The sequence below is a fragment of the Hanstruepera ponticola genome (genome assembly GCF_012931685.1).
Taxonomy (GTDB): domain Bacteria; phylum Bacteroidota; class Bacteroidia; order Flavobacteriales; family Flavobacteriaceae; genus Hanstruepera; species Hanstruepera ponticola.
In genome coordinates this window covers 170,434-193,007 of record NZ_JABANC010000002.1, presented here as the reverse complement: position 1 = coordinate 193,007, position 22,574 = coordinate 170,434, and the positions used below count along the sequence as shown (strand labels likewise).

Genomic DNA, 22,574 nt, shown 5'->3' with positions numbered 1-22,574 from the left:
AATATTCTATAAAAATAGTCTTTAAGTTGGGTATGTTGTATCTTTGTTAGACATTTTTTCTTACAAATATTATGAACATTCCCGAGTCCAATTTCCCAAGACTAATCATAGTTGGTGGCGGTTTCGCTGGTATTAATTTGGCTAAATCACTAAAAAACAAACCCATTCAAGTTCTTCTAATTGATAAGCATAACTACCATACGTTTCAACCTTTATTGTATCAAGTTTCAAGTTCAGGGTTAGAGCCCGATTCCATTGCTTATCCGTTACGGAAGATTATTAAAAAATCAAATAATGTTATTTTCCGTTTAACTGAAGTCCAAGAAATCAATCCTCAATCAAATTCTATAGAAACAACTATAGGTACTATTTCTTATGATTATCTGGTTTTAGCAACGGGTACAACTACTAATTTTTTTGGTAATAAAAATGTGGAAGCCTATAGCATGCCTATGAAAACGGTACCTGAAGCACTGAATATTCGTAGTTTAATTTTACAAAATTTAGAAAAAGCTACCATAGCAAAAACCGAAGAGGAGCGGAAGGCCTATTTAAATTTTGTTATTGTTGGTGCAGGGCCAACAGGTGTAGAGTTAGCAGGTGCAATAGCCGAACTTAAAAATCACGTTGTTCCGCGAGACTATAGAGATTTAAATGCTCAAGACATGCAAATACATCTTTTGGAAGGTGCTGGCAGAGTCTTGCCACCAATGAGTAAGCAAGCATCTGCCAAAGCTGAAAAATTCTTGAAAGATTTAGGTGTGCAAGTACATTGCAACACTTTAGTAAAAGAATATGATGGTAAAAAGGTTGAAACCAATTCGGATTTAGAATTGGAGTCGGAAACCTTAATTTGGGCAGCTGGTGTAACAGGAAGTCCTGTAAAAGGGTTGGCTGCCAATGCCCTTATGGAGCGTTCAAATCGCTATAAAGTTAATCGGTATAATCAGGTTGAAAACTACTCGAATATTTTTGCTTTAGGAGACATTGCATATATGGAAACTGAAGCCTTTCCAAAGGGTCATCCACAGGTGGCTCAACCAGCAATTCAGCAAGGGCAATTATTAGGTAAAAACATCATGAATTTGATAGCGAATAAACCGATGCGTAAATTTAAATATAACGATAAAGGTTCCATGGCAACTATAGGAAGAAATAAAGCAGTTGTCGATTTAGGGAAGGTAAAGTTCGGTGGATTTTTCGCTTGGTTTGTTTGGATGTTTATTCATCTCATGTCACTCGTTGGATTTCGAAATCGCGTGGTCGTTTTCTTTAATTGGGTGTATAATTATGTCAATTTTGACAAAGCAGCACGTTTGATTATACGTCCTTTTGATAAGTTAAATAAATAGTTTATCAAAACTATGCAAAAATATTGATTATCAATTTTATAAAAGTTAACTATAAGCAAAATCTATCGTTGTTTTAAGAGCCCAAAAACGATAAAAAGCTGTGCGAAAGCGTATGTAAACATAATACTAAAATTTGAATATGCCAAAGGTGTATAAAATTTGTTGATTGCTAATAAACTATCTGAAATTAAAAATAAAATGGCACCAATAAGAACAAAATTGTAACTCACTTTACCTAAACTACTTTGACGTAAAAATGCGCTTGTTGCCATAGTTAAAATTACGAGCATGTAAAAAAATACCGGTAGAAGCATCGCGCCTAAATTGCTTTTTATAATATAGAATAAACAACCTCCATAAACTAATAAAACACCAGTAAAGAGCCATGGTTTTTTGTTGGAATCTCTCACTTTTAAAAACACCAAAATATATAGAATGTGAGCCAATAAAAAAGACGCCAAACCTGCAGTAAAAAAATGAGGCGATTCATTAACAAACATCAATAAAATGTCTCCTAAAAGAGAAAACACCAAAGCACCTAAAGTTATAGTTTTAAATTTTTGAGAAATGGACTTGCAATGGTACCAATAGAATAGAATAAGTGATATAAGTAATGCTGGTTTTGCAAAATAATGCCACTTGGTATAATAGTTGGCGGTTAGTATTTCAAATAACAGGATAAAACAAAACAGGATAGTGAAGTTTTTATATGATTTAGTTAGCATACTTTGTGATTTCTTCCAAAAATATGCAATTCATCATAGATATTTAACTGTTCAGTTTCTTTTAGTTTCGTTATTTTTGGTTTGTGAGCACTTTTGCTGTATCAATTAATTAGCGAACAGTAAAATCATTAACATGAAATCACTAACCTTCCTATTATTCTGCCTCAATGCATTGTCACTACTGGCACAAACCACTATTTCAGGTATCGTAACCGATTCTAAAGGTAATGAGCTAGTAGGTGCCAACGTTTATTTGGACGGCACTTATGATGGAGCTACATCACAAGCCGATGGCTCTTTCGCTTTTGTCACGCAAGAAACTGGACAACAAACACTTATTGTTTCATTTTTATCTTTTGAAACCTACAAACAAATTGCCGATGTAAGTTCATTCAATAATATCACTGTAAAACTTCGCGATGATGTTAATTCTCTTGATACAGTCGTTATTTCTGCGGGAACCTTTGAAGCAGGTGATAACAGTAAGGTTTCGGTTTTAAAGCCTTTGGATGTTGTTACCACTGCTAGTGCATTAGGCGACTTTGTTGGTGCTTTACAAACATTACCTGGAACATCAACAGTAGCCGAAGATGGTCGTTTGTTTGTGCGTGGTGGCGATGCCAACGAAACGCAAATTTTTATTGATGGTATTCGTGTATTTACACCGTTTACACCAACAACAAATAATATTCCTACGCGTGGTAGATATTCACCATTTTTATTTGATGGTATAACCTTTTCTACAGGTGGTTATTCTGCTGAATTTGGTCAGGCGCTTTCCAGTGTCTTATTGTTAAATACTATTGAAGAACCCGATCAAGAGAAAACCGATATTGGTATTATGAGCGTTGGTGCAGCATTAGGGCATACTGAAAAGTGGGAGAAAAGTTCCTTAAGTGTTAATGGTTCCTATATTAACTTGGCACCTTATATTGCCTTGTTTCCAGACCGTAACGATTGGGATAAACCCTTTTATGGTGGTTCAGGAGAAGCTGTGTTTAGACGTAAATTTAATTCTGGGATGCTAAAACTTTATACAGCTTTTGATGCTGGTGGATTCGCCTTAACCCAAGAAGACATTAACATTCCTGAAGGAGTTTACACAAAGTTGAACAATAATAATTTATATTTTAATGGTTCATATCGTGGTATGCTGACCGATACTTGGTCTGTTTTTGGAGGGATGAGTTATACCTATGCCAAAACCGATGTGCAATTTATTAATGACGAAATAATAGATACCGAAAACTCTTTTCATGCCAAGCTGAAATTTAAACGTCGTTTTAGTAGCCGATTTAAATTGAATTTTGGAACCGAATATTTTGCAACCGATTTTAACGAGAATTATCGTAACCCCTTTACAGAAGCCATTGATTATGGATTTAATAATAATATTGCTGCAGCTTATACCGAAGCCGATGTTATATTTTCCAAACAACTCGCCTTAAAGGCCGGTTTGCGTTTAGAGTACAGTGAACTGTTCAAGCAGTTTACATTATCACCACGAATTTCATTTGCTTATAAAACAGGACAAAACAGCCAAATGTCCTTGGCATACGGTAATTTTTACCAAAACCCAAATAGTGCTGTTTTAAAGTTTAATCAGGATTTAGAAGCCGAAAACACACAGCATTATATTTTAAATTACCAGTTAAACCGTGAAGGACAAATATTTAGAGCTGAAGCATATTATAAAAATTATGACGATCTAGTAAAATACAATACCGAGTTTACCATGTTTAATAGTAATTATACCAATACAGGTTCTGCCTATGCTACAGGATTGGATTTATTTTGGCGCGATAACAAAAGTTTTAAAAACCTTGATTACTGGATTAGTTATAGTTTCTTAGATACCGAGCGTGATTACCAGAATTATCCAGAAGCAGCTACGCCAAGTTTTGCCAATACACATAATCTTTCTGTGGTAGGAAAGTACTGGATTGAAGATTGGAAAAGTCAGGTAGGGATAGCTTATGCGTTTGCTACAGGTAGAAGTTACACAGACCCCAATTTGGGTGATTTTTTAAACCAAAAAACCAAAAACTATAATAATATAAGTTTGAACTGGGCGTATTTAATAACCCAACAAAAAATATTGTATGTTTCTGTAAATAATGTGTTGGGTACACAAAACATTAATGGATACCAATATGCCAATACGCCAAATGCTAATGGTGTGTTTGATAGACGTGCTCTAAAGCCTGCAGCAGACAGCTTCTTTTTTATAGGCTTTTTCTGGACCATAAGTGAAAATAAAACCGATAATCAATTGGATAATTTATAGAACTTCGTGCTTCACTACTAACTGACCGATTGTAACCAAACCAATTAAGAGTATTAAGACTAAAGACAGGATACGAAATTTTGTTTGAGGTATATAGGCCAAAATCCTTTTACCTAAATAAGAGCCTATAATACCAATAAGAAATAAAAATGGCACATATTTCATATCATGACTATGAATGTAGCCGTTTTGATAATAGACAAATGTGCGTGAGAAATCTATCATGAAATCTATAAAAGCGGAAGTAGCAATGAACGCACTCTTTTCTAAATTAAATGCTGCCATAGTCAAACCCCTAATAGCACCTCCTGTTCCTAATAAACCCGCCGAAAATCCAGAAAGTGAGCCACCAAGAATGGCATTTTTCTTATTAGGTAAAACAATAACTTTATTCTTTATTAAAAAAAATAAACTAAAGGTCACCAAAAATATGCCTAGAATAACTTCAAGATATTGACTGTTTACATACTTGGATAAAAAGCCGCCTATTATAACAAAAAGAACCGATGGAATTCCAATTTGCATCAGTAGCTTTTTGTCTAGCCCTTTTCTAAATAGAAAAATTTTACTCAGATTACTTGACAAGTGAAATAAGGCTGTTAACCCTAAAACTGAATAAAAATCAAAATAAAAGTTAGCAACTGGAACAAAAAAAACGGATGAACCAAAACCACCTACGGTACCAACTATTTCAGCTATTAATGCAAGAAATAAAAAGATGTAACTAATATCTCTCACTCAAATCACTTCAGTTTTAGCAATAAATAAGAAAAGGATAATGCGGTTGATTTTGCACGTTGTTCATTGGTTGAGGCACCTGCATGACCACCTTCGGTATTTTCGTAATAATAAATAGGGTAGCCCATATCCAACATTTTAGCTGCCATTTTCCTAGCATGACCTGGATGCACTCGGTCGTCTCTTGTGGAGGTATAGAAAAATACTTCAGGATAGGCTGTATCTGTTTTTAAATTGTGATAAGGCGAGTATTTTTTAATATAGGCCCATTCTTCAGGTACATCAGGATTACCATATTCGCCCATCCAACTGGCACCTGCCAATAATTTGTTGTAGCGTTTCATGTCTAATAGTGGTACTTGACACACAACAGCATTGTATAAATCCGGACGTTGTGTAAAGGCTACACCAACCAATAAACCACCATTACTACCACCCATTATGCCTAAATGTTCTGGTGTCGTAATTTTTTTTGCAATGAGATCTTTAGCAACAGCATGAAAATCATCATAAACGCGCTGTCTGTTTTCTTTTAATCCTGCTTGGTGCCATTTGGGTCCGTATTCGCCACCACCGCGAATATTAGCCAAAACAAACACGCCGCCTTTATTTAACCAAGATGAACCAAAGCCTCCAGAGTAAAAGGGTAGGGAAGACGATTCAAATCCACCATAAGCATATAGTAAGGTTGGATTACTACCATCTATTTTCATGTCTATTGCACCAACAACAAAGTATGGAATCATTGTTCCATCTTGTGACTTGGCCATAAACTGCTTTACCTTGTATTTACTTGCATCAAAATAAGCAGGTAAGGATTTAAAGGCCTTAAATGTATTCTCGTGCGCATTGGCAGTAAATAGAGTTTCCGGAGTTAGGAAATTTTCAAATTGAAAATAGTAGTCGTCAGATAATTCATTGCTGTTGACTATTGAAAGTGTTCCGTAATCAGGTGCATCAACTTTTGTGCTACTCCATGAATTATCTTTAAGCGTGTAGATGTGTAACTCACTGATAACGTTGTTAAGGACATTTAAAAGCAAATGGTTTTTGGTTGTTGAAATACCTGATACGCTAGAAAAGGCATCAGGTTGGTAAATAAGATTAACCGTATGTTTTCCATTTAATAAATCGGTCATATTCAAGCTAATTATCGCACCTTGCTTATAGGTTGTACCATTCACGCTCCAATCTGATTTTAAATCAACTAGTAATTGATTATTCAATACGCCACTTGGAGCAGCGTCATCAGGAATATCCAATGTCACAAGTTTGTCATTGTGCCAAACTTTGGTATTTCGAGTAAAGAATGTTACGGCTTGAAATATTACAATATATTTTTTATCGCCATCTCGCAATACACTTGGCCAAGAGCCAACATCGGTTTGATTTCCCTCATGAATTAATTGTGCATCTTTTAAATCTGTGCCACGTTTCCAGAGTTTAATTTGATTGGGATAGCCAGATGTGGTCATAGTGTTTTCACCAAAATCTGTAGCAACAATAATAGTGTTCATATCTACGTAAGTCGCACCACCTTTGGCTTCTGGAATAAAAAATTCATCTTCAATAAATTGCTTAGTGTTAACATCAAATTCTTTTGTAACTACTGCATCACCACCACCTTTTGATAATTGTACTAAAAATCTGTTATAATCTGGATACAAGCCACTAGCGCCTTTGTAAACCCATTTTACACCATCTTGTTCTGATAGTGCATCAATATCTAGCAGAATTTCCCAGTTTGGATTTCCACTTGTATAGTCTTCTTTCAAAGTTCTTCGCCAAATACCTCTCACATGATCTTGGTCTTTCCAAAAATTATAAACGTAATTGCCATTGGTAGATGGGTAAGCAATACGGTCTGTTGAATTATAAATTTCGAAAGCCTTATCATAAATGTTTTGGTAATAAGGTGATTTGGTGAGCTTTTCTTCTGTTTTTTTATTTAAGTCGGTAACAAAAGCAAGTGCTTTTTCACTGTCAACTTCTTCCAACCAAAGATAAGGGTCTTCTTGTGCTTGCATATTGATATTTAAAAGTAAAAGGGCTGCGGAAAGTAAAAATAATTTTTGCATGTTGTTGGCAGTTTGCTGTGAATATTAAACACTAATTTAGTGAATATAGAACAGATTCAACTGAAAAGCACCAAATGTTTAATTGTTTACAAGTTGTTTTAATAATTCTTTATCTTTTTTTGTTTCAAATACAGATTCAGCTTGATTGATTAAGATAGTTATTTGCTCGCTTATTATGGATTCATAATCGTCTTGGTGCTTCACTTGTTTTTTCAAATAATGCAACATATTTAAGAGTTTTTGCACAACTGTTGGGTCGTGCTTGCAATAGGTGCGTAATGATGCCATCATATTGGTTAATAGGGATTCAAAAGTAATAACAGCTACTTCACCGTAGCAAGTTTTTGATTCTTTATCAAAAATTAATTCAGAATCGTTTTTAAGTAATCGTAAAGCAAGTAACTCAGTAAGATAATCAATACCATTTAAAGCAGTGCCTGGATCATTAATTCCTGGTGACATAGCCTTGACAATTATCTCGCTAATTTGCTTGAAAGCTAGATTGTAATTTTCTTTAACCAACTCGTTTTTAGATAGGTATATATTAGAAAAACAATTTGCAAGTTGATCATCATCTAATGGTTTTTCAGATAGCAGAAATGACTCGTTTTTTAAAATAAATAAACCTTTGGGCTTAATGATTTTAATTTTAGTTTCACAGTTCTTGCAAAATTCTATAATGCCTTCTACATTGTAATTTTGAAAGTAACCACTAGTTTTATAAGTATAAGCATGCCACGATTCTGTGTTGTAGGTTTTTGATGGTGAAACAGGGTTTTCGTTTTGAATTGTTATCATTTTTTGTAAACGCTTTTTGGCCTGTTCGTATATGGCATCAAGTATTTTGGAAATTTGAATACTTTGTGACATGTTATGAATGAAATAAATAAACGCACCCAAGCACACCATGGTTGCTAAAATACCTAAAAGAACGGCAAAGCCTGGTAGGTTATATTCCTCACCATTAGGTTCAATTGTAAACATGGTAAAGATGTTGTAAACAATTGTGGCCAAATAAAGTCCTAAAATTATTTGATTCCGTTTGTCAGAAACCAATCCTGGCAACAATCTAGGAGAAAAATTACTGGAAGCCTGACTCAATAAAAGCATCACCATGGAGAAGCTAAATACCATCATAGAAATCAGTCCAGTTATGCAAACGCTTAAAATATTTAAGGCTGTGTTGCCATTTTCAACAACCAAAATTGGTGTTGTTTCCAATAGAAATTTTGAAATACCTTGCTCCTCAAGGAGTATCATTAATAAAGAAAAGGAAAAACCAATAAACGTTAAAACAGTAGGATAAAAGGCTATATTGCCTTTTATGTTTTTGATTATAGAATAGAGATTGTTGAAAATTTTAGACATACATCACAGTTTATCTGAAAGATACAGTTTTTATAAAACGCATCCTATCAAAAAATGAATGCAGCTAATATTTGTAGCATTAAGGCTATAATTTTTTGCTTTAAGTTAATCGCTTACAAAACATATGAGGTATAGCTGAAGTTACCAATGCTTTACGTTATCTTGCCCATGAATAACTTTCCTAAAATCATTTGGTGTTTTTTCATTCAATAGTTTTAATCCGCCTGACGCTTGTATTAATTCTTCAAAATGAATTTCTCGGCTGTCATATTGATTTTGATTAGCATAGGTAGTTATTAAAATAAAACTGTAAGGCGTGGCTTCATTGGGTTTAATTTCTAGTAACTCATAACTTTCAATATAGCCTCTTTTCATAGCAGCCTCACGCAATACTTTCCAATTATTTTGATAATAGTAAAGTGTTTCAGCGTGGTTGTCGTTCAGTACAGTAACAAAATCAATAGAAGATTGCTTATCGTTAGTTTGTGCATGGAATGTATTTATTACAAAGAAAAAAACAATACCAGTTAATAAGTTTTTCATAGTGTTTAGCTTTAGAAGTAACAAAGTAAAAAATCTTTCAGCTATTAGTTGTTAAGGAATATTTAAATCACTTATGTAAAGATGATATTTATCATGTTTTTTCTAGGCTATTGTGTTTAACTTCAATGATATAAATATGAATATTATGAAGCCTAAAAAAAATCCCAATTTAGAAATAGGTCGCAATAGTGGTATTTATTTTGCTATTGGACTAAATGTGATGTTGCTTTTTACATATTTTGGTTTGGAGTATAAAACTTATGACAAGGATATAATTGCTCAAGATATTATTCTATTGTCAGATGATTTAGAAGATGATATTCCAATTACCAATATTGATGCGCCACCACCTCCGCCACCACCACCTGCAGCTGCTGCACCAGATGTTATTACCATAGTAGAAGACACTGAAGAAATAGAAGAAACAGTTATAGAAAGTTCTGAAGCTAATCAAGAAGATGAAATTGCAGAACCAATTGAAGTGGCAGATGTTGAGGTTGTTGAAGTAGAAGAAGAAGTGTCTGTTCCTTTTACAGTAGTTGAAAATGTACCTGTGTTTCCAGGGTGTGTTGGTAAGAATAATGCAGAATTAAGAGATTGTTTTGCTCAAAAAATGAATGAACATATCAAAAAACACTTTAAATACCCAGAAAGTGCCTTAGAAATGGGTGTGCATGGTAGAGTATTCGTGTTGTTTGCTATTGATTCCAACGGTCGTGTATCTAATATTAAATCACGAGGTCCTGCTGCTTTACTCGAAAAAGAAGCAGAGCGCATAATTGGTTTGCTGCCCACTATGGAGCCAGGTAAGCAACGCGGAAAACCTGTAAAAGTGCCTTATAGTATTCCAATAAATTTTAAGATTCAAAAATAAGTTAGTTGCCCTTTTTAAGGGCATCTAACTTTTCTTGCGAATAACTATTACCACCATCTGTATTCATAGCTTTTTGGTAGGCCTCAATGGCCTTGTCGGTTTGTTCAACAGCGGCATAATAATCTCCCAATGAGTCATAAACATTAGAACTGTTGGGGTAGTTTTTTACATTTAATTTAAAGAAGGCTTCAGCTTTTTTTGGTAAATCATTTTGTAAACAACCATAGCCTATTTGATTAATCAAGCTTTCGTCAGGTAATATGGTATATCCCATATTATTTGAGACGGTCGCGTAATGTGATTCTATTTTGCTTATAACAGTTTCAGCATTTGATTCGGGATTCATTATTAACGGGATTAAATCATTGTCAATATCATACCATCCAAAAATATAACGTAAGCCATCATAGGTAGAGATTAGAGGGACACTTCCATGGGTATCTTCATTATAGTATTTGTAACTAAAATCTAATCCACTAGTTGAATTTGGAACAACTTCTTTTGAGAATGTAAGAATATCCCGAATGTGCTGCGTAGTTTGTGTTGTATCTTTTATAACCGTATTAATGGTCATATTTGAATCCATAGTGTTGGCAATGCCTACAAATAATTTTTCATTCAAATATTGTTTCGAATTCAAAAGCGTTGAAGCTTCCTTAAGTGTGCTAGATTCAGCCCACCATAAACTCGGGTCAATAGCAATGTAGCTGTTAAATAATTCAGGACGCTTTAACAATGTGTTAATTACAGTTAATCCACCCAACGAATGACCAATATATACTTTGTAAGGACTCGTTGGGTATTTCTCGTCAATATAAGGCATGAGTTCCTTCTGAAGGAAATCCATAAATGCTTCGCCACCACCAGAGGTATTGGGTTCATTCATATTTAAATCCTTTGTAGGCGTTAAATCACGCATCCTGTCCGTATTCGGGATACCAACTACAATCATTTTAGGTACAATGGTATTGCCATTAATAGAACTTAATTGATGAATCATACCAACTACTGATGGGAAATGCGCACTTCCATCTAGTAAATATACAACAGGAAAGCGCTCTCCAGAATTAGGTTCAGTAAGTGGCACATGCACCCATAACCTGCGAGGTTCATTTAAAACGGTTGATTGAATGGTGTCAATAGAACCAATATTTATCATGCCAAAATCGATATGTTGAGCCGTTCCCTGAAAACAATACAAGAGACTGGCTAGCGCAAAACAGATTAGTGATTTCATTTTGTAATTGAGTTAAAAAAAGCAGGCAAAGGAAACTTTAGGTTGATTAAAGGTATAAAAATTTGAGCCTAACAAACGAAGTTTAACAATTCATCATAAAAAAATAACAGTTCAGATGTTTCCATTTTACTTCTCTTTGATTTATATTGATATTTGTACCTGTCAATTAATAACGATCAGTATAACACTAAAATCATCATTATGAAGAAATTACTATTTATTGCTTTTGCATTATTTTTTGTTAATGTACAATCCCAAAATCAGTATGAAAAAGGTATGTCTAAAGCTTTTGAGCTTTGGGGTTCAGGAGACATGACTGCTGCTGAACAATTATTTGAACGCATTGCCAAAGCAGAAAAAGATGCCTGGCTCCCTTATTATTATGTAGCTCAAATTAATAGTTTGAAAAGTTGGGAAGAAAAGGATATTAATGTGCTCAAGGCTCAATTGGATAAAGCGCAAGAATATATAGACGTAGCAAAAAGTATAAGCCCGAATAATCCTGAAATTATGGTCCTACAAGCACATATTTATACTAATTGGGTCGCCTTTGATGGTGCAACCTATGGTATGAAATATGGTGGAGTTGTTGCTGAAATATATAATAAGGCATTAGGTTTGGCACCTAAAAACCCAAGAGTAGTCTATAATAAAGCTGAATGGGATATGGGAAGCGCGCGCTATTTTGGAAAAGATACAGCTCCATATTGTGAAGATATCAAAAAGTCAATTGAGCTATTTGATAGCTTTGAACCTGAAACTAAATTTTCGCCTAATTGGGGAAGGGAGCGTGCTGAACAAGTGTTAGCTGAATGCAAAAAATAATTATTGAATTCTGATTACAACGTATGAACAAACATGTAAAAAATATCATTATTACATTCTTTATTGGAGTTGGTGTTTTTTTAATTGGAAATTTTCTTTCTGATGGATTCAATTTTGATAATGCTAAAGATTTTCTTATAAATTTTGTGTTTTATCAGTTGTATGCTTTTGTACTTGGGTATTCTAATATGTATTACTTTACGTTTTTGGAATCAAGAAATTGGAAAAAGAACGAAAGCATTAAGCGTATTGCTATTGGTTTATTTGGTTCTGTTGTTATTACATTAATCGGGTTATTCTTTTTAAGAATGCTCACTTCATTGTATTTCTATAATAATTCTTTTGATCAATTCTTAAATAATGAGAGTTGGAAACCTTATCAATTTGGATTATGGATTACCTTGAGTATAGTTGTGGTTTTTCATGTCATATACTTTTATAATAAGTATCAACAGAATAAAATTAAAGAACAGAAGGTAATAGCAGGTACGGCTAGTGCCAAATTTGATGCTTTAAAAAATCAATTGGATCCACATTTTTTGTTCAATAGTTTAAATGTACTTACCAGTTTAATTGATGAGAATCCTGATAATGCACAACGTTTTACAACATCTTTGTCTAAAGTGTATCGCTATGTTTTGGAGCAAAAAAATAAGGATTTGGTTTCAGTTGATGAAGAATTGAATTTTGCCAGAACCTATATGATGCTTCTTAAAATGCGATTTGAAGATAGTATTGTCTTTGAAATCCCTGATAAAGCTTCAAATCCTGAAAGTAAGGTAGTGCCTCTGTCTTTACAGCTGTTATTAGAAAACGCTGTTAAGCACAATACTGTTACATCAAGTAAACCATTACATATTAAAATTTATGAAGATGAAGGGGATTTAATAGTCGAAAATAATTTTCAACCTAAACAAATTATAAAAAAGAGTAGTGGTGTAGGATTGAGTAATATCATGCAACGCTACCAATTATTGACAAACAGAAAAGTTAACATCAATCAACAAGCAAACCGTTTTGCAGTAGCAATTCCTATGCTTACAAAACAAATATCAATTATGGAATCAAATTACACAAATAGTAAAGAAGAGGCTTATTATAAGGCCAAGAAACGCGTAGAAGAGATTAAGGGATTCTATGGTAATATCATTTCTTACATAGTGGTTATACCCTTTCTAATCTTTATAAATTATAGAACATCATGGAACTTCCAATGGTTTTGGTTTCCTGTTTTGGGTTGGGGAATGGGAATAGTTTTCCATGCCTTTGGAGTTTTTGGTTATGGTAAGAACTGGGAAGAGCGTAAAATTCAAGAAATTTTGGAGAAAGAAAATCAACGTAAAAATTGGAACTAATGGAATCAAATTTTGATAAACAAAAACGACTAGAACGTGCCAAAAAGCGCGTAAAAAAGATTAAAGGGTTTTATTCACATGCTTTGGTCTATGTGGTCATAAATCTAATGATAGTCATTATCAATGTACAAAATTTAGGTCCTGGAGAGAGTTACTTTCAATATGAAAATTTTTTCACGCTATTTTTCTGGGGAATAGGTTTAGCAGTGCATGGTCTTTCGGTTTTTTTACCCAATTTTATATTAGGGAAGAATTGGGAGGAACGCAAAATTAAAGCGATTATGGAGCGCGATAAAAAACACTGGAGTTGATATGAATCAAGATTCAAATAAACCTTACCAATTACGGAAAGCAGAAAAAAGAGTAAAGGAAATAAAAGGCTTTTATGTTCATTTGTTTGTGTATTTCGTTATTAACCTGATATGGATACTAATTTTAGTTGTTTCAAATGACTTGTCAAGTTATACGCAATACGGTTTTTGGGGAATGGGATATGGTCAAGTTTCTATGGCGATTTTTTGGGGAATAGGTATCTTAACACATTGGTTTTTAGTGTTTGGAAAGAACATGTCATTCTCAAAGAAATGGGAAAATAGAAAGATAAAAGAGTTACTTGATAAAGAAAATAAGTACTGGGAATAAATTAATTATTCTGTATAAATTATAAGTTAATGAACGTAATAATAATTGAAGACGAAAAACCATCTGCAAGGCGGTTGCAGCGCATGTTAGACAAATTAACTATTCAAGCAGAGACCATGCTTCATTCTGTTGAAGAGTCGATTGAATGGTTTCAAAACAATCCACATCCAGATTTGATATTTTTAGATATTCAGTTGAGTGATGGCTTGTCGTTCGAAATTTTTGAAGCTGTCGAAGTGAAATCTGCAATCATTTTTACAACAGCTTATGACGAATATGCACTTCAGGCATTTAAACTTAATAGCATAGACTATTTATTGAAACCTATTGATGAGGACGAACTGAATAAAGCCATAAAAAAATATCAGGAAAATCAACCACAAAAACAACAAGTTACAATAGATTTTAATGATATAAAGAAACTATTGATCAATCCAATAGAACGCGAATACAAAAAACGATTCTCTGTCAAGGTTGGGCAGCACTTAAAGCTCATTAATATTGATGAAATAGAATGTTTTTTCAGCGAAAATAAAGGTACCTATTTACATACCATTGAAGGTAGAAACTATCTCATTGATATGACTTTGGATCAGTTGGAGGAGGAGTTGGAACCACAAATGTTTTATAGAATAAACAGAAAGTTTTTTGTAAATATAAATGCTATAAAAGATATGGTAAGTTATACCAATTCAAGACTTCAAATAAAACTAAATAACTATAACGACCAAGAAGTTATTGTAGCACGAGAACGTGTTAGAGATTTTAAGAATTGGTTGGAGTAATCCTATTCTTCAATCCTATTATCATCAAAGGCAGATGGTAATAATTTAGGAATAAACTTAATTACTAAAGGCAATAATAAAGCACCACCTGGTAACATAAAAATGGCCAGGCTAGGTATGGATTTAAAAATATCAAGCAATTGTTCGTTTACTTTTTTCTGCTCATCATCATTAAGGTCACGTACTGTAGATTGTGTGAGTAATTTCATTAATTCCTTGCTTTCGCGTAATTCATTTAACAAACGTTTGCTGTTTCTGGAAATCAGTTTGTTAACCATTTTACTCGAATTATCGTAAAAGGTTTTTACAAGGTTTTTAGAACTTAATAATGCAATTTTATCTTTATGCTTTTCATAGAAAAAATTAATAGACTCCATGGCATTGGCAATAATGTGATGATCCAACTTTAAATCACGACCTAATTGGTTCAAAAACTTTTTCTCGTCTTTATCAATAACAGAATCACCCCAAGTAGCCATACACGCTATATCAATTATATAGTAAGATTCTTCAATTGTTTTAATTTTACCTATAGCTTCATGATAGCTTATTTTTTGACTGTGCTGATAGCGTAGTGATTGTTCAAATAAATTTATTAAACTATGGTCATAATTGCTTTTTTCAACTTTAGCATTTAAGGCTTCCACGACAATAGTTTCAATGGATGACTCAAAATTCTTTATGTAGGATTCAGAAATTTTATTGTTCTTCAAATACGTCTTATAGGCTAAAATGTCAGTAAATAATAAGGCGTTAGTAATAAAGTAATTAAAGCTTTTGTCAATGATGTTGTCATCAATTTGAATGCGCTTGTGAATTATTTTCTCTAATAGGCTATTTGATTTCTTTTCACCCAATAAATCAGAAAAAAAAGTGGTTTTATGTGCATTTATTTTAGTGTAAAAATCAATAACACTATCTGCGAAATCATCGTTACTATCAGAGATATGGTGTGTATAATAAAAGGCTAACAGGAAATTTATTTTACAAATTTCCTCATTTGTAAAGTCATCATTTTTTATAAGGTTACCAATGACCATGATATTGCTACCATATATAAAGCCACAATATCTTAAGCTTTCATAAAAAGAAATGATTGCTGTCTTATTTAGTTTTTCAATAAGAACAGCATCCTTGAGTAGTTTTTTTATCCAGCCATTAGCCGATGGATTCATGCTATTAATTTTATTGGGTAAAGATAATTTTTATATCCATAAGAAGAAGCCTTTTTTCCTTTAACAAAATATTAACAAAACCGACTTTCGTGTTTTTCCGTAGGTATGAGTGAGAATCAAAAATAATTAACAAAAACCTCACATTATGAAAAACATGAAAATTTATTTAGGAATCGGAATTTTTGCGATTGCTGGTTTCCTATTAGTTGCAGCCGACCATATTGATGCGCCAGCCGTATCTGGTGGCACAAGTGATGTTACTGATTTCTATGCCTTCCAAGGTGAAGATACAGATAACGTTGTATTTGTTGCAAATCTACAAGGTCTTTTGGCGCCTGGATCAACAGACGCAGCCACATTTGATGAAAATGTGCTTATTGAATTCAATATTGATACCGATCAAGACAATGTTGAAGACCTCGTTATTCAAGCTATTCCTAGAGATGGTAAAATGTACTTTTTTGGGCCAGTAGCACCTTCAATTACAGGATTAAACAGTTCTATTATGACAAGCGCAACACAATCAAGTGTTGATATTTCTACGAGAATGACGCCAGTTTTAGAGCAAAATGCTGGAATGAAATTTTTTGCAGGACCTCGTGATGATCCATTCTTTATGGACTTTGCACAGTACAGTGATATTATAGCTGGAAACGCTACCGGATTTGATAATCCAGGCAGTGACACCTTTCAAGGAACTAACGTATTGTCAATAGTTGTGGAAGTACCAAAATCAATGGTTGGTGGTTCTGGAACCGTGAATACTTGGGTGGAATCAAAAAGAAAACAATAATAAACTAAAAGACTTTAAATTATGAAAATTATAAATATAAAATACCTAATAATGACATTAGCTTTAGCAGCAATTAGTTTTAATTGTTCTAATGATGATGACTTTACACCGCCAAATAATGGTGGAGGCAATAATGAACCTGATTTTTCAGGTGTATATGCCCAGCAAGATCAAATGGGACGTCCTGCAGTGAATACTGTGTTTGTTTCAAGTGGAAGTAAAAATATGTTTAATACTACTATTCCTACGCAACAAAACGCAGCCTTTCAAAGTATGTTTCAAACTAATTTAGAAGCTTTAAGTCCTGCTTTTGCAAACCCAGGTGATATGAATGCACTTGGACAAGACTCTGCAGCATTTACTACGCTATTAGCTACTGATGTGCTTAATCTATCATTGGATGGTGAAACCACGTTTTACAATCCAAATTCTGGTGCACTTCTTACAGGTCGCGCTTTAACAGATGATGTGATAACTGTTGAGTTGTTATTGATTTTTGGAGGTGAGGATTTTACAGAAAATCCAACCTTATCCAATGATAATGTAGATGCAAACGACAAACCGTTCTTAACCTCGTTTCCCTACCTAGCAAGCCCTTGGTAGGGTATTAAAAAGCATCAAAGTCTGCCTTGACTTTGATGCTTAATCTAAACCTACAAAGATACGAACACAGCTTTTAACCCAAACCATTTCTATCAATTTGCCTTATTATTTGTGAATATAAATTATTAATTAAACACTATTTATTATGAAAAGATTTAGACAAATTTTTGGAATCAGTTTGCTGTTAGGCGCTGGTTTATTCATTATCGCAGCAGACCACATTGATGCTCCAGAAGTACAAGGTGGTACAAGTGATATTACTGATTTTTATGTTTTTCAAGGAAAAAACACAGACAATATGGTATTTGTTGCTAACCTGCAAGGACTGTTAAGTCCAAATGCAACAGCAAATGCTAGTTTTGACGAGAATGTCATGATTGAATTTAATATTGACACCAATGGTGATAATGTTGAGGATTTAGTAATTCAAGCCATTAAAAAAGACGACAAAATGATTTTTGTTGGTCCTGTAGCGCCTTCGCAAACAGGTTTAGTTAGTACGCTTGAAGCTTCAAACTTTGGTAACGATGTTTCTAAAGTAGAAATCACGCCTTATGGTTCACCAGCAATTATAGGTACATCAAGAGATGGTATGTCATTTTTTGCCGGTCCTAGAGACGATCCGTTTTTTATGGATTTTGCCCAGTACAGCGCTATTATAAGTGGCAATGCAACTGGATTTAATAATCCTGGATCAGACACGTTTGCTGGTACCAATGTGCTATCAGTAGTTGTTGAAGTTCCAAAGACCATGATAGGTGGTTCGGGAACAATCAATACGTGGGTAGAATCAAAAAGAAAACAATAATCCTTAAAAAACGAAAATCATGAAAACTATTATAAAAACACACGCTTTCTTAAATGATGTTAGAAAGGTGTTTGCTCAAAAAACAATAATTATAGCTGTTGCTACATGTTTTGCTGTCGTAGCTTTTAGTTGTAGTAAAGAGGACGAGATAACCAATGCGTCTGAAACGGAAATAGCAAGTAAAAAAGGTGGTCCTTTTAATGCCGTTTATTTACAAGAAGACCAAATGGGAAGACCAGCAGTAAATACAGTATTTGTAAGTTCTGATAGTAAGGACTTATTTAATGTAACTGTACCTTCCGAACAAAACGGATTATTTCAATCCATGTTTCAGAATAATTTAGAAGCCTTAAGTCCGGCATATGCCAATCCTGGTGACACAAATGCTTTAGGTCTTGATGCAGCAACTTTTACTGGACTTTTAGCTACAGATGTTTTAAACGTTTCATTAGATGGAGTAACAACCTTCTTTGACGGAACCAATGTGCTTACAGGTCGCGCTTTAGCTGATGACGTCATAACGGTAGAGTTATTACTAATATTTGGTGGCGAGGACTTTAGTGAAAACCCAACATTATCCAATGATAATGTAGATGCTAATGACAAAGCTTTTTTAAGCGACTTTCCATATTTAGCATCTCCATGGTAAAATAAATTCAATCAGGGCATGCTACGGTGTGCTCTGATTTATTAAAACAACAATAACAACAAAAAACACAATATGATGACATTAACAACAAAAAATATAATCGTATTAATCTGTTTAATGGTCATGATGAGTTGTCATGATAACAATAAAACAGTAACAGATCCAACTACATATAATACATACCTTGAATTAGTCGAGAATGATGCGTTGCAAATGGTGAATAATGATTTACTATTTTGGGAAAAAAAGCTAGAAAAAGAAGAAGGACAGTTTCCATATCTTGCCAAAATTGCAGCCTGTCATTCTCAATTATTCAACGCAACTGGAGAAGTGGTTCACTTAATCCAAGCTGAAAAAAACTTACTAGAAGTTAATGAGCGAACTAATTATAACCATGCAGGCTATTTAAGAACGCTTGCAAGAAATTACATTTCGCAACACCGCTTTAAAGAAGCCTTACAACTACTTAAAAAGGCAGAATTAAATGGCGAAAATATTTCTGCGACCTACAAAATGCTTTTTGACGTTCAATTGGAATTAGGTAACGCTGCAGATGCCAAAAAGTATTTAGAACGTATCAAAAACTTTAGTGATTTTGATTATTTAATTAGACTCTCAAAATGGAGCGATCACGAAGGTAATTTGGATGCGGCTATTAAGTATATGGAAAAAGCCACAGCAATTGCTGAATCTTCAAATATTAGCACAACCATGCAATGGGCTTACACCAATTTGGCGGATTTTTATGGACATGCAGGAGAAATTCAAAAATCTTATAACCATTATATCAAAGCATTAGAATTAGATCCTAACGATGCTTATGCCAAAAAAGGAATAGCCTGGATTGTGTATTCCTATGAGCGTAATCCAGAAGAAGCCATGCGCATTTTAAATAGCATTACGACCAATTATCAAGTGCCAGATTTGTATTTGCTTAAGGCTGAAATAGCTGAATTTTTAAATAAAGAAGAAGACCAGATAGAAAACGTTAAGACCTATCAGCAATTGGTTTCAAATGAGCTATATGGAGACATGTACAATGCTTACAACATTGAATTGTATGTCAATGAAAAGGAAACAGTTAATATGGCTATTGAATTAGCCCAAAAGGAAGTTCAAAACAGACCAACAGCGCAATCCTATGATTTATTAGCTTGGAGCTATTATAATAAAGGAAATGTTAAAAAGGCGTTAAGCATTATGGAAGATTATGTGGTTGGTTATACTTTTGAACCGCTTGCTATGTATCACTTGGCAATTATTTATAAAGCCAATGGAATGGATGAAAAAGCCAAGGAATTAAAAGCTGAATTGGAAGCAAGTCTTTATGAACTTGGACCAGTTATGGAGCAAGATATCAAAAGAATTTAACCAACAAACCAACTTTAATTTATGCTTTTTAATATTAAACCCATTTTTTTATTTGTTTTCTTTTTCTGCTGTCATTGGATCATGGCACAAGACGATATTAAAGGTCTTGTTTTAGATGATTCAGGGCAACCTCTAGAAAACGCATATATCTATAATACAAACTCTACAAGTCATGCACATACATTAGCTAACGGGTCATTTATTTTAGAAAATAATCAGCTAGGTGACACCTTAAATATTGGGCTTTTAGGATTTGAAAAAGCCATTATTACTGTCACCAACACACATCTTTCAGAAGGGTTAGAAGTCAGTTTAAAGGCGAAAGCCATATTACTAGATGAACTTATTATCACTGAACAAGTGAGTGCACTTAACAGTGTGGCTAAAATAGATTTGGAAACCAATCCTGTAAATTCCTCACAGGAAGTATTACGAAAAGTGCCTGGCCTCATTATTGGACAGCATGCAGGAGGTGGAAAGGCAGAACAGATTTTCTTACGTGGTTTTGATATTGATCATGGTACCGATATTAGTTTGGCCGTTGATGGTATGCCTGTAAATATGGTATCTCATGCTCATGGACAAGGCTATAGCGATTTACACTTTTTAATTCCAGAAACAGTCAATGCCATTAACTTTGGTAAAGGACCGTATTATGCTAATAAAGGTGATTTTGCTACTGCTGGTTTTGTAGATTTTAATACCAAAGACAGGCTAGAAAGCAGTGAAATTAGTTTGAGTATTGGTCAGTTTAATTCCTTAAGAACATTAGGTATGTTTGACCTATTAAAAAACAACAAACGTTCCAATGCTTATATGGCTCTTGAATACATTGCCTTTGATGGACCATTTGATTCACCACAAAATTTTAACCGTTTAAATCTTTTTGGGAAATTCAGTACCTACTTAAAAGGCAATGATAAATTATCGGTAAGTATATCTCATTTTACGAGTCGTTGGGATGCATCTGGACAAATACCACAACGCGCTGTTGATAGTGGTTTAATCACACGATGGGGAGCCATAGATGATACCGAAGGCGGAACTACTTCTAGAAGTAACGTAAATGTGAGTTATAACGCTTTGTTAAAAGAGGATTTGCAATTCAAGTCTAATGTATTTTATTCCAAATATGACTTTGAGCTGTTTTCTAATTTCACATTCTTTTTAGAAGACCCTATTAATGGTGACCAAATAAAACAACATGAAAGCCGAAATATTTATGGGTTTAACACCCAGTTCATAAAAGACACCCAACTGGGAAATATTGAAACCAAATTAACATCAGGTTTTGGTTTACGCCATGATCAGGTAGATGATGTCGAGTTATCACATACCTTAAATCGGAATGAAACTTTAGATTATTTGGCTTTAGGCGATGTAAATGAAACTAATATGTTTGGGTTTATTAACGCCGAATTTGAGTTGAACAAGTTTGTAATTGCACCAGCTTTGCGTTTGGATTACTTTAAGTTTATGTATAATGACGACTTGATAACGCCTTATGAAACTCAAGCTGAAACTAAAACAACATTCAGTCCTAAACTGAATGTCTTTTTCAATCAGAATAAAAACTTACAATGGTTTTTAAAATCAGGAATTGGTTTTCATTCTAATGATGCTAGAGTAGTGGTGGCACAAGGTGGTGAGGAAATATTACCAAAAGCCTATGGTACCGATTTAGGCGCTATCTGGAAACCCTTTCCAAAAATGGTGTTCAATTCAGCTGTTTGGTATTTATTTTTAGAACAGGAGTTTGTATATGTCGGTGATGCAGGTATTGTTGAGCCTAGCGGAAAATCAGAACGTTATGGTTTAGACATTGGTTTGCGTTATCAATTTACAGATTGGTTGTATTTTGATACCGATGCTACGTTTACACATGCAAGAAGCGTTGATGAACCAGAAGGTTCCGATTACATTCCTTTGGCACCAGACTTTACACTTACAGGAGGTTTGGCTATTAATGATCTAAAAGGCTTTTCGGCAGGCATACGCTATCGTTATATTGATGACAGACCAGCCAATGAAGACAACTCCATTGTAGCTGAAGGCTATTTTGTAACCGATTTAAATATGAATTATGCCCTAACCAAAAACTTGAGTTTTGGCGTAGTTATAGAAAACGTGTTTGATACCGAATGGAACGAAACCCAGTTTGCAACCGAATCACGATTGCAAAATGAACTAAATCCAGTTGAAGAAATACACTTTACACCTGGTACACCATTTTTTATGAAAGGTGTTGTAAGTTATAGATTTTAAGAATTTGTTGTTAATGAAGAAACTAACAAGAGTCTGAAGTTTTATACTAAGAAGTTTGTTAGGAGTTTTTTGTTAGTTGGAAAGCGTCTGTGAAAGCAGAC

The 22,574-nt window shown here is 33.9% G+C and carries 19 protein-coding genes and 1 pseudogene; 13 read left to right on the top strand and 7 right to left on the bottom strand.

What is annotated here, in order from left to right; genetic code table 11:
- Nucleotides 1–71: 71 nt before the first annotated feature.
- On the top strand, nt 72–1,352 hold the full coding sequence (locus tag HGK31_RS06665) for an NAD(P)/FAD-dependent oxidoreductase (protein ID WP_191859056.1): 1,281 nt from the start codon (nt 72–74) through the stop codon (nt 1,350–1,352).
- 62 nt (nt 1,353–1,414) lie between these two features.
- On the opposite strand, the gene HGK31_RS06660 is transcribed toward HGK31_RS06665, so the two are convergent.
- On the bottom strand, nt 1,415–2,077 hold the full coding sequence (locus HGK31_RS06660; RefSeq protein ID WP_191859055.1) for a lysoplasmalogenase: 663 nt from the start codon (nt 2,075–2,077) through the stop codon (nt 1,415–1,417).
- 133 nt (nt 2,078–2,210) lie between these two features.
- On the opposite strand from HGK31_RS06660, the gene HGK31_RS06655 reads away from it, so the two are divergent.
- Nucleotides 2,211–4,364 (top strand): TonB-dependent receptor, encoded by a 2,154-nt coding sequence (locus HGK31_RS06655; protein WP_191859054.1) that lies wholly within the window; start codon nt 2,211–2,213, stop codon nt 4,362–4,364.
- On the opposite strand, the gene HGK31_RS06650 is transcribed toward HGK31_RS06655, so the two are convergent.
- The 4 genes from HGK31_RS06650 to HGK31_RS06635 form a co-directional block, all read right to left on the bottom strand.
- Nucleotides 4,359–5,102, bottom strand: coding sequence for a sulfite exporter TauE/SafE family protein (locus HGK31_RS06650; RefSeq protein WP_191859053.1), 744 nt, complete (start codon nt 5,100–5,102; stop codon nt 4,359–4,361). The two genes, HGK31_RS06655 and HGK31_RS06650, sit on opposite strands and share 6 nt — an antisense overlap.
- Nucleotides 5,103–5,107: 5 nt before the next feature.
- Nucleotides 5,108–7,180: a prolyl oligopeptidase family serine peptidase gene (locus HGK31_RS06645; RefSeq protein ID WP_191859052.1), complete on the bottom strand. Its 2,073-nt coding sequence runs from the start codon at nt 7,178–7,180 to the stop codon at nt 5,108–5,110.
- A gap of 78 nt (nt 7,181–7,258) precedes the next feature.
- Nucleotides 7,259–8,548 carry a DUF2254 domain-containing protein gene (locus tag HGK31_RS06640; RefSeq protein WP_191859051.1) on the bottom strand — a complete coding sequence of 430 codons (1,290 nt, stop codon included), beginning with the start codon at nt 8,546–8,548 and terminating at the stop codon, nt 7,259–7,261.
- Between the two features lie 141 nt (nt 8,549–8,689).
- Nucleotides 8,690–9,091, bottom strand: a complete 402-nt coding sequence (locus HGK31_RS06635; RefSeq protein ID WP_233451019.1) for a hypothetical protein — start codon at nt 9,089–9,091, stop codon at nt 8,690–8,692.
- Between the two features lie 145 nt (nt 9,092–9,236).
- Here HGK31_RS06635 and HGK31_RS06630 point away from each other — a divergent pair, with 145 nt between their 5' ends.
- A complete protein-coding gene (locus HGK31_RS06630) occupies nt 9,237–9,965 on the top strand; it encodes an energy transducer TonB (RefSeq protein WP_191859050.1) in 729 nt (242 codons plus the stop codon).
- A 1-nt stretch (nt 9,966) separates the two neighbouring features.
- On the opposite strand, the gene HGK31_RS06625 is transcribed toward HGK31_RS06630, so the two are convergent.
- Nucleotides 9,967–11,202 carry an alpha/beta hydrolase-fold protein gene (locus HGK31_RS06625; RefSeq protein ID WP_191859049.1) on the bottom strand — a complete coding sequence of 412 codons (1,236 nt, stop codon included), beginning with the start codon at nt 11,200–11,202 and terminating at the stop codon, nt 9,967–9,969.
- Nucleotides 11,203–11,403: 201 nt separating this feature from the next.
- Here HGK31_RS06625 and HGK31_RS06620 point away from each other — a divergent pair, with 201 nt between their 5' ends.
- Genes HGK31_RS06620 through HGK31_RS06600 form a run of 5 tightly spaced genes read left to right on the top strand, consistent with a single transcriptional unit; the run spans nt 11,404 to nt 14,809 of the window.
- On the top strand, nt 11,404–12,027 hold the full coding sequence (locus HGK31_RS06620; protein WP_191859048.1) for a tetratricopeptide repeat protein: 624 nt from the start codon (nt 11,404–11,406) through the stop codon (nt 12,025–12,027).
- A gap of 23 nt (nt 12,028–12,050) precedes the next feature.
- Nucleotides 12,051–13,382 carry a 2TM domain-containing protein gene (locus tag HGK31_RS06615; RefSeq protein ID WP_191859047.1) on the top strand — a complete coding sequence of 444 codons (1,332 nt, stop codon included), beginning with the start codon at nt 12,051–12,053 and terminating at the stop codon, nt 13,380–13,382.
- On the top strand, nt 13,382–13,693 hold the full coding sequence (locus HGK31_RS06610) for a 2TM domain-containing protein (protein WP_104734167.1): 312 nt from the start codon (nt 13,382–13,384) through the stop codon (nt 13,691–13,693). The genes HGK31_RS06615 and HGK31_RS06610 overlap by 1 nt, the downstream gene beginning before the upstream one ends.
- Before the next feature lies 1 nt (nt 13,694).
- Nucleotides 13,695–14,024: a 2TM domain-containing protein gene (locus HGK31_RS06605; protein WP_191859046.1), complete on the top strand. Its 330-nt coding sequence runs from the start codon at nt 13,695–13,697 to the stop codon at nt 14,022–14,024.
- A gap of 29 nt (nt 14,025–14,053) precedes the next feature.
- A complete protein-coding gene (locus HGK31_RS06600) occupies nt 14,054–14,809 on the top strand; it encodes a LytR/AlgR family response regulator transcription factor (protein ID WP_191859045.1) in 756 nt (251 codons plus the stop codon).
- 2 nt (nt 14,810–14,811) lie between these two features.
- On the opposite strand, the gene HGK31_RS06595 is transcribed toward HGK31_RS06600, so the two are convergent.
- Nucleotides 14,812–15,984 carry an LETM1-related biofilm-associated protein gene (locus HGK31_RS06595; RefSeq protein ID WP_191859044.1) on the bottom strand — a complete coding sequence of 391 codons (1,173 nt, stop codon included), beginning with the start codon at nt 15,982–15,984 and terminating at the stop codon, nt 14,812–14,814.
- 145 nt (nt 15,985–16,129) lie between these two features.
- On the opposite strand from HGK31_RS06595, the pseudogene HGK31_RS14670 reads away from it, so the two are divergent.
- The 5 genes and pseudogenes from HGK31_RS14670 to HGK31_RS06565 all read left to right on the top strand — a co-directional run bounded on the left by HGK31_RS14670 (nt 16,130) and on the right by HGK31_RS06565 (nt 22,473).
- Nucleotides 16,130–17,380, top strand: a pseudogene (locus tag HGK31_RS14670) (DUF4331 family protein).
- A gap of 145 nt (nt 17,381–17,525) precedes the next feature.
- Nucleotides 17,526–18,188, top strand: a complete 663-nt coding sequence (locus HGK31_RS06580) for a DUF4331 family protein (RefSeq protein WP_191859042.1) — start codon at nt 17,526–17,528, stop codon at nt 18,186–18,188.
- 19 nt (nt 18,189–18,207) lie between these two features.
- Nucleotides 18,208–18,837 carry a DUF4331 family protein gene (locus HGK31_RS06575; RefSeq protein WP_191859041.1) on the top strand — a complete coding sequence of 210 codons (630 nt, stop codon included), beginning with the start codon at nt 18,208–18,210 and terminating at the stop codon, nt 18,835–18,837.
- Nucleotides 18,838–18,909: 72 nt separating this feature from the next.
- On the top strand, nt 18,910–20,208 hold the full coding sequence (locus HGK31_RS06570) for a tetratricopeptide repeat protein (RefSeq protein WP_233451018.1): 1,299 nt from the start codon (nt 18,910–18,912) through the stop codon (nt 20,206–20,208).
- Between the two features lie 81 nt (nt 20,209–20,289).
- A complete protein-coding gene (locus HGK31_RS06565) occupies nt 20,290–22,473 on the top strand; it encodes a TonB-dependent receptor (RefSeq protein ID WP_233451017.1) in 2,184 nt (727 codons plus the stop codon).
- The last annotated feature ends 101 nt before the right edge of the window (nt 22,474–22,574 follow it).

Bases quoted from the DNA above. Each gene is read 5' to 3' on its own strand.
- HGK31_RS06665 (WP_191859056.1), top strand. From the start codon at position 72: ATGAACATTCCCGAGTCCAATTTCCCAAGACTAATCATAGTTGGTGGC.
- HGK31_RS06660 (WP_191859055.1), bottom strand. From the start codon at position 2,077: ATGCTAACTAAATCATATAAAAACTTCACTATCCTGTTTTGTTTTATC.
- HGK31_RS06655 (WP_191859054.1), top strand. From the start codon at position 2,211: ATGAAATCACTAACCTTCCTATTATTCTGCCTCAATGCATTGTCACTA.
- HGK31_RS06645 (WP_191859052.1), bottom strand. From the start codon at position 7,180: ATGCAAAAATTATTTTTACTTTCCGCAGCCCTTTTACTTTTAAATATC.
- HGK31_RS06640 (WP_191859051.1), bottom strand. From the start codon at position 8,548: ATGTCTAAAATTTTCAACAATCTCTATTCTATAATCAAAAACATAAAA.
- HGK31_RS06635 (WP_233451019.1), bottom strand. From the start codon at position 9,091: ATGAAAAACTTATTAACTGGTATTGTTTTTTTCTTTGTAATAAATACA.
- HGK31_RS06630 (WP_191859050.1), top strand. From the start codon at position 9,237: ATGAAGCCTAAAAAAAATCCCAATTTAGAAATAGGTCGCAATAGTGGT.
- HGK31_RS06625 (WP_191859049.1), bottom strand. From the start codon at position 11,202: ATGAAATCACTAATCTGTTTTGCGCTAGCCAGTCTCTTGTATTGTTTT.
- HGK31_RS06620 (WP_191859048.1), top strand. From the start codon at position 11,404: ATGAAGAAATTACTATTTATTGCTTTTGCATTATTTTTTGTTAATGTA.
- HGK31_RS06615 (WP_191859047.1), top strand. From the start codon at position 12,051: ATGAACAAACATGTAAAAAATATCATTATTACATTCTTTATTGGAGTT.
- HGK31_RS06610 (WP_104734167.1), top strand. From the start codon at position 13,382: ATGGAATCAAATTTTGATAAACAAAAACGACTAGAACGTGCCAAAAAG.
- HGK31_RS06605 (WP_191859046.1), top strand. From the start codon at position 13,695: ATGAATCAAGATTCAAATAAACCTTACCAATTACGGAAAGCAGAAAAA.
- HGK31_RS06600 (WP_191859045.1), top strand. From the start codon at position 14,054: ATGAACGTAATAATAATTGAAGACGAAAAACCATCTGCAAGGCGGTTG.
- HGK31_RS06595 (WP_191859044.1), bottom strand. From the start codon at position 15,984: ATGAATCCATCGGCTAATGGCTGGATAAAAAAACTACTCAAGGATGCT.
- HGK31_RS06580 (WP_191859042.1), top strand. From the start codon at position 17,526: ATGAAAAGATTTAGACAAATTTTTGGAATCAGTTTGCTGTTAGGCGCT.
- HGK31_RS06575 (WP_191859041.1), top strand. From the start codon at position 18,208: ATGAAAACTATTATAAAAACACACGCTTTCTTAAATGATGTTAGAAAG.
- HGK31_RS06570 (WP_233451018.1), top strand. From the start codon at position 18,910: ATGATGACATTAACAACAAAAAATATAATCGTATTAATCTGTTTAATG.
- HGK31_RS06565 (WP_233451017.1), top strand. From the start codon at position 20,290: ATGGCACAAGACGATATTAAAGGTCTTGTTTTAGATGATTCAGGGCAA.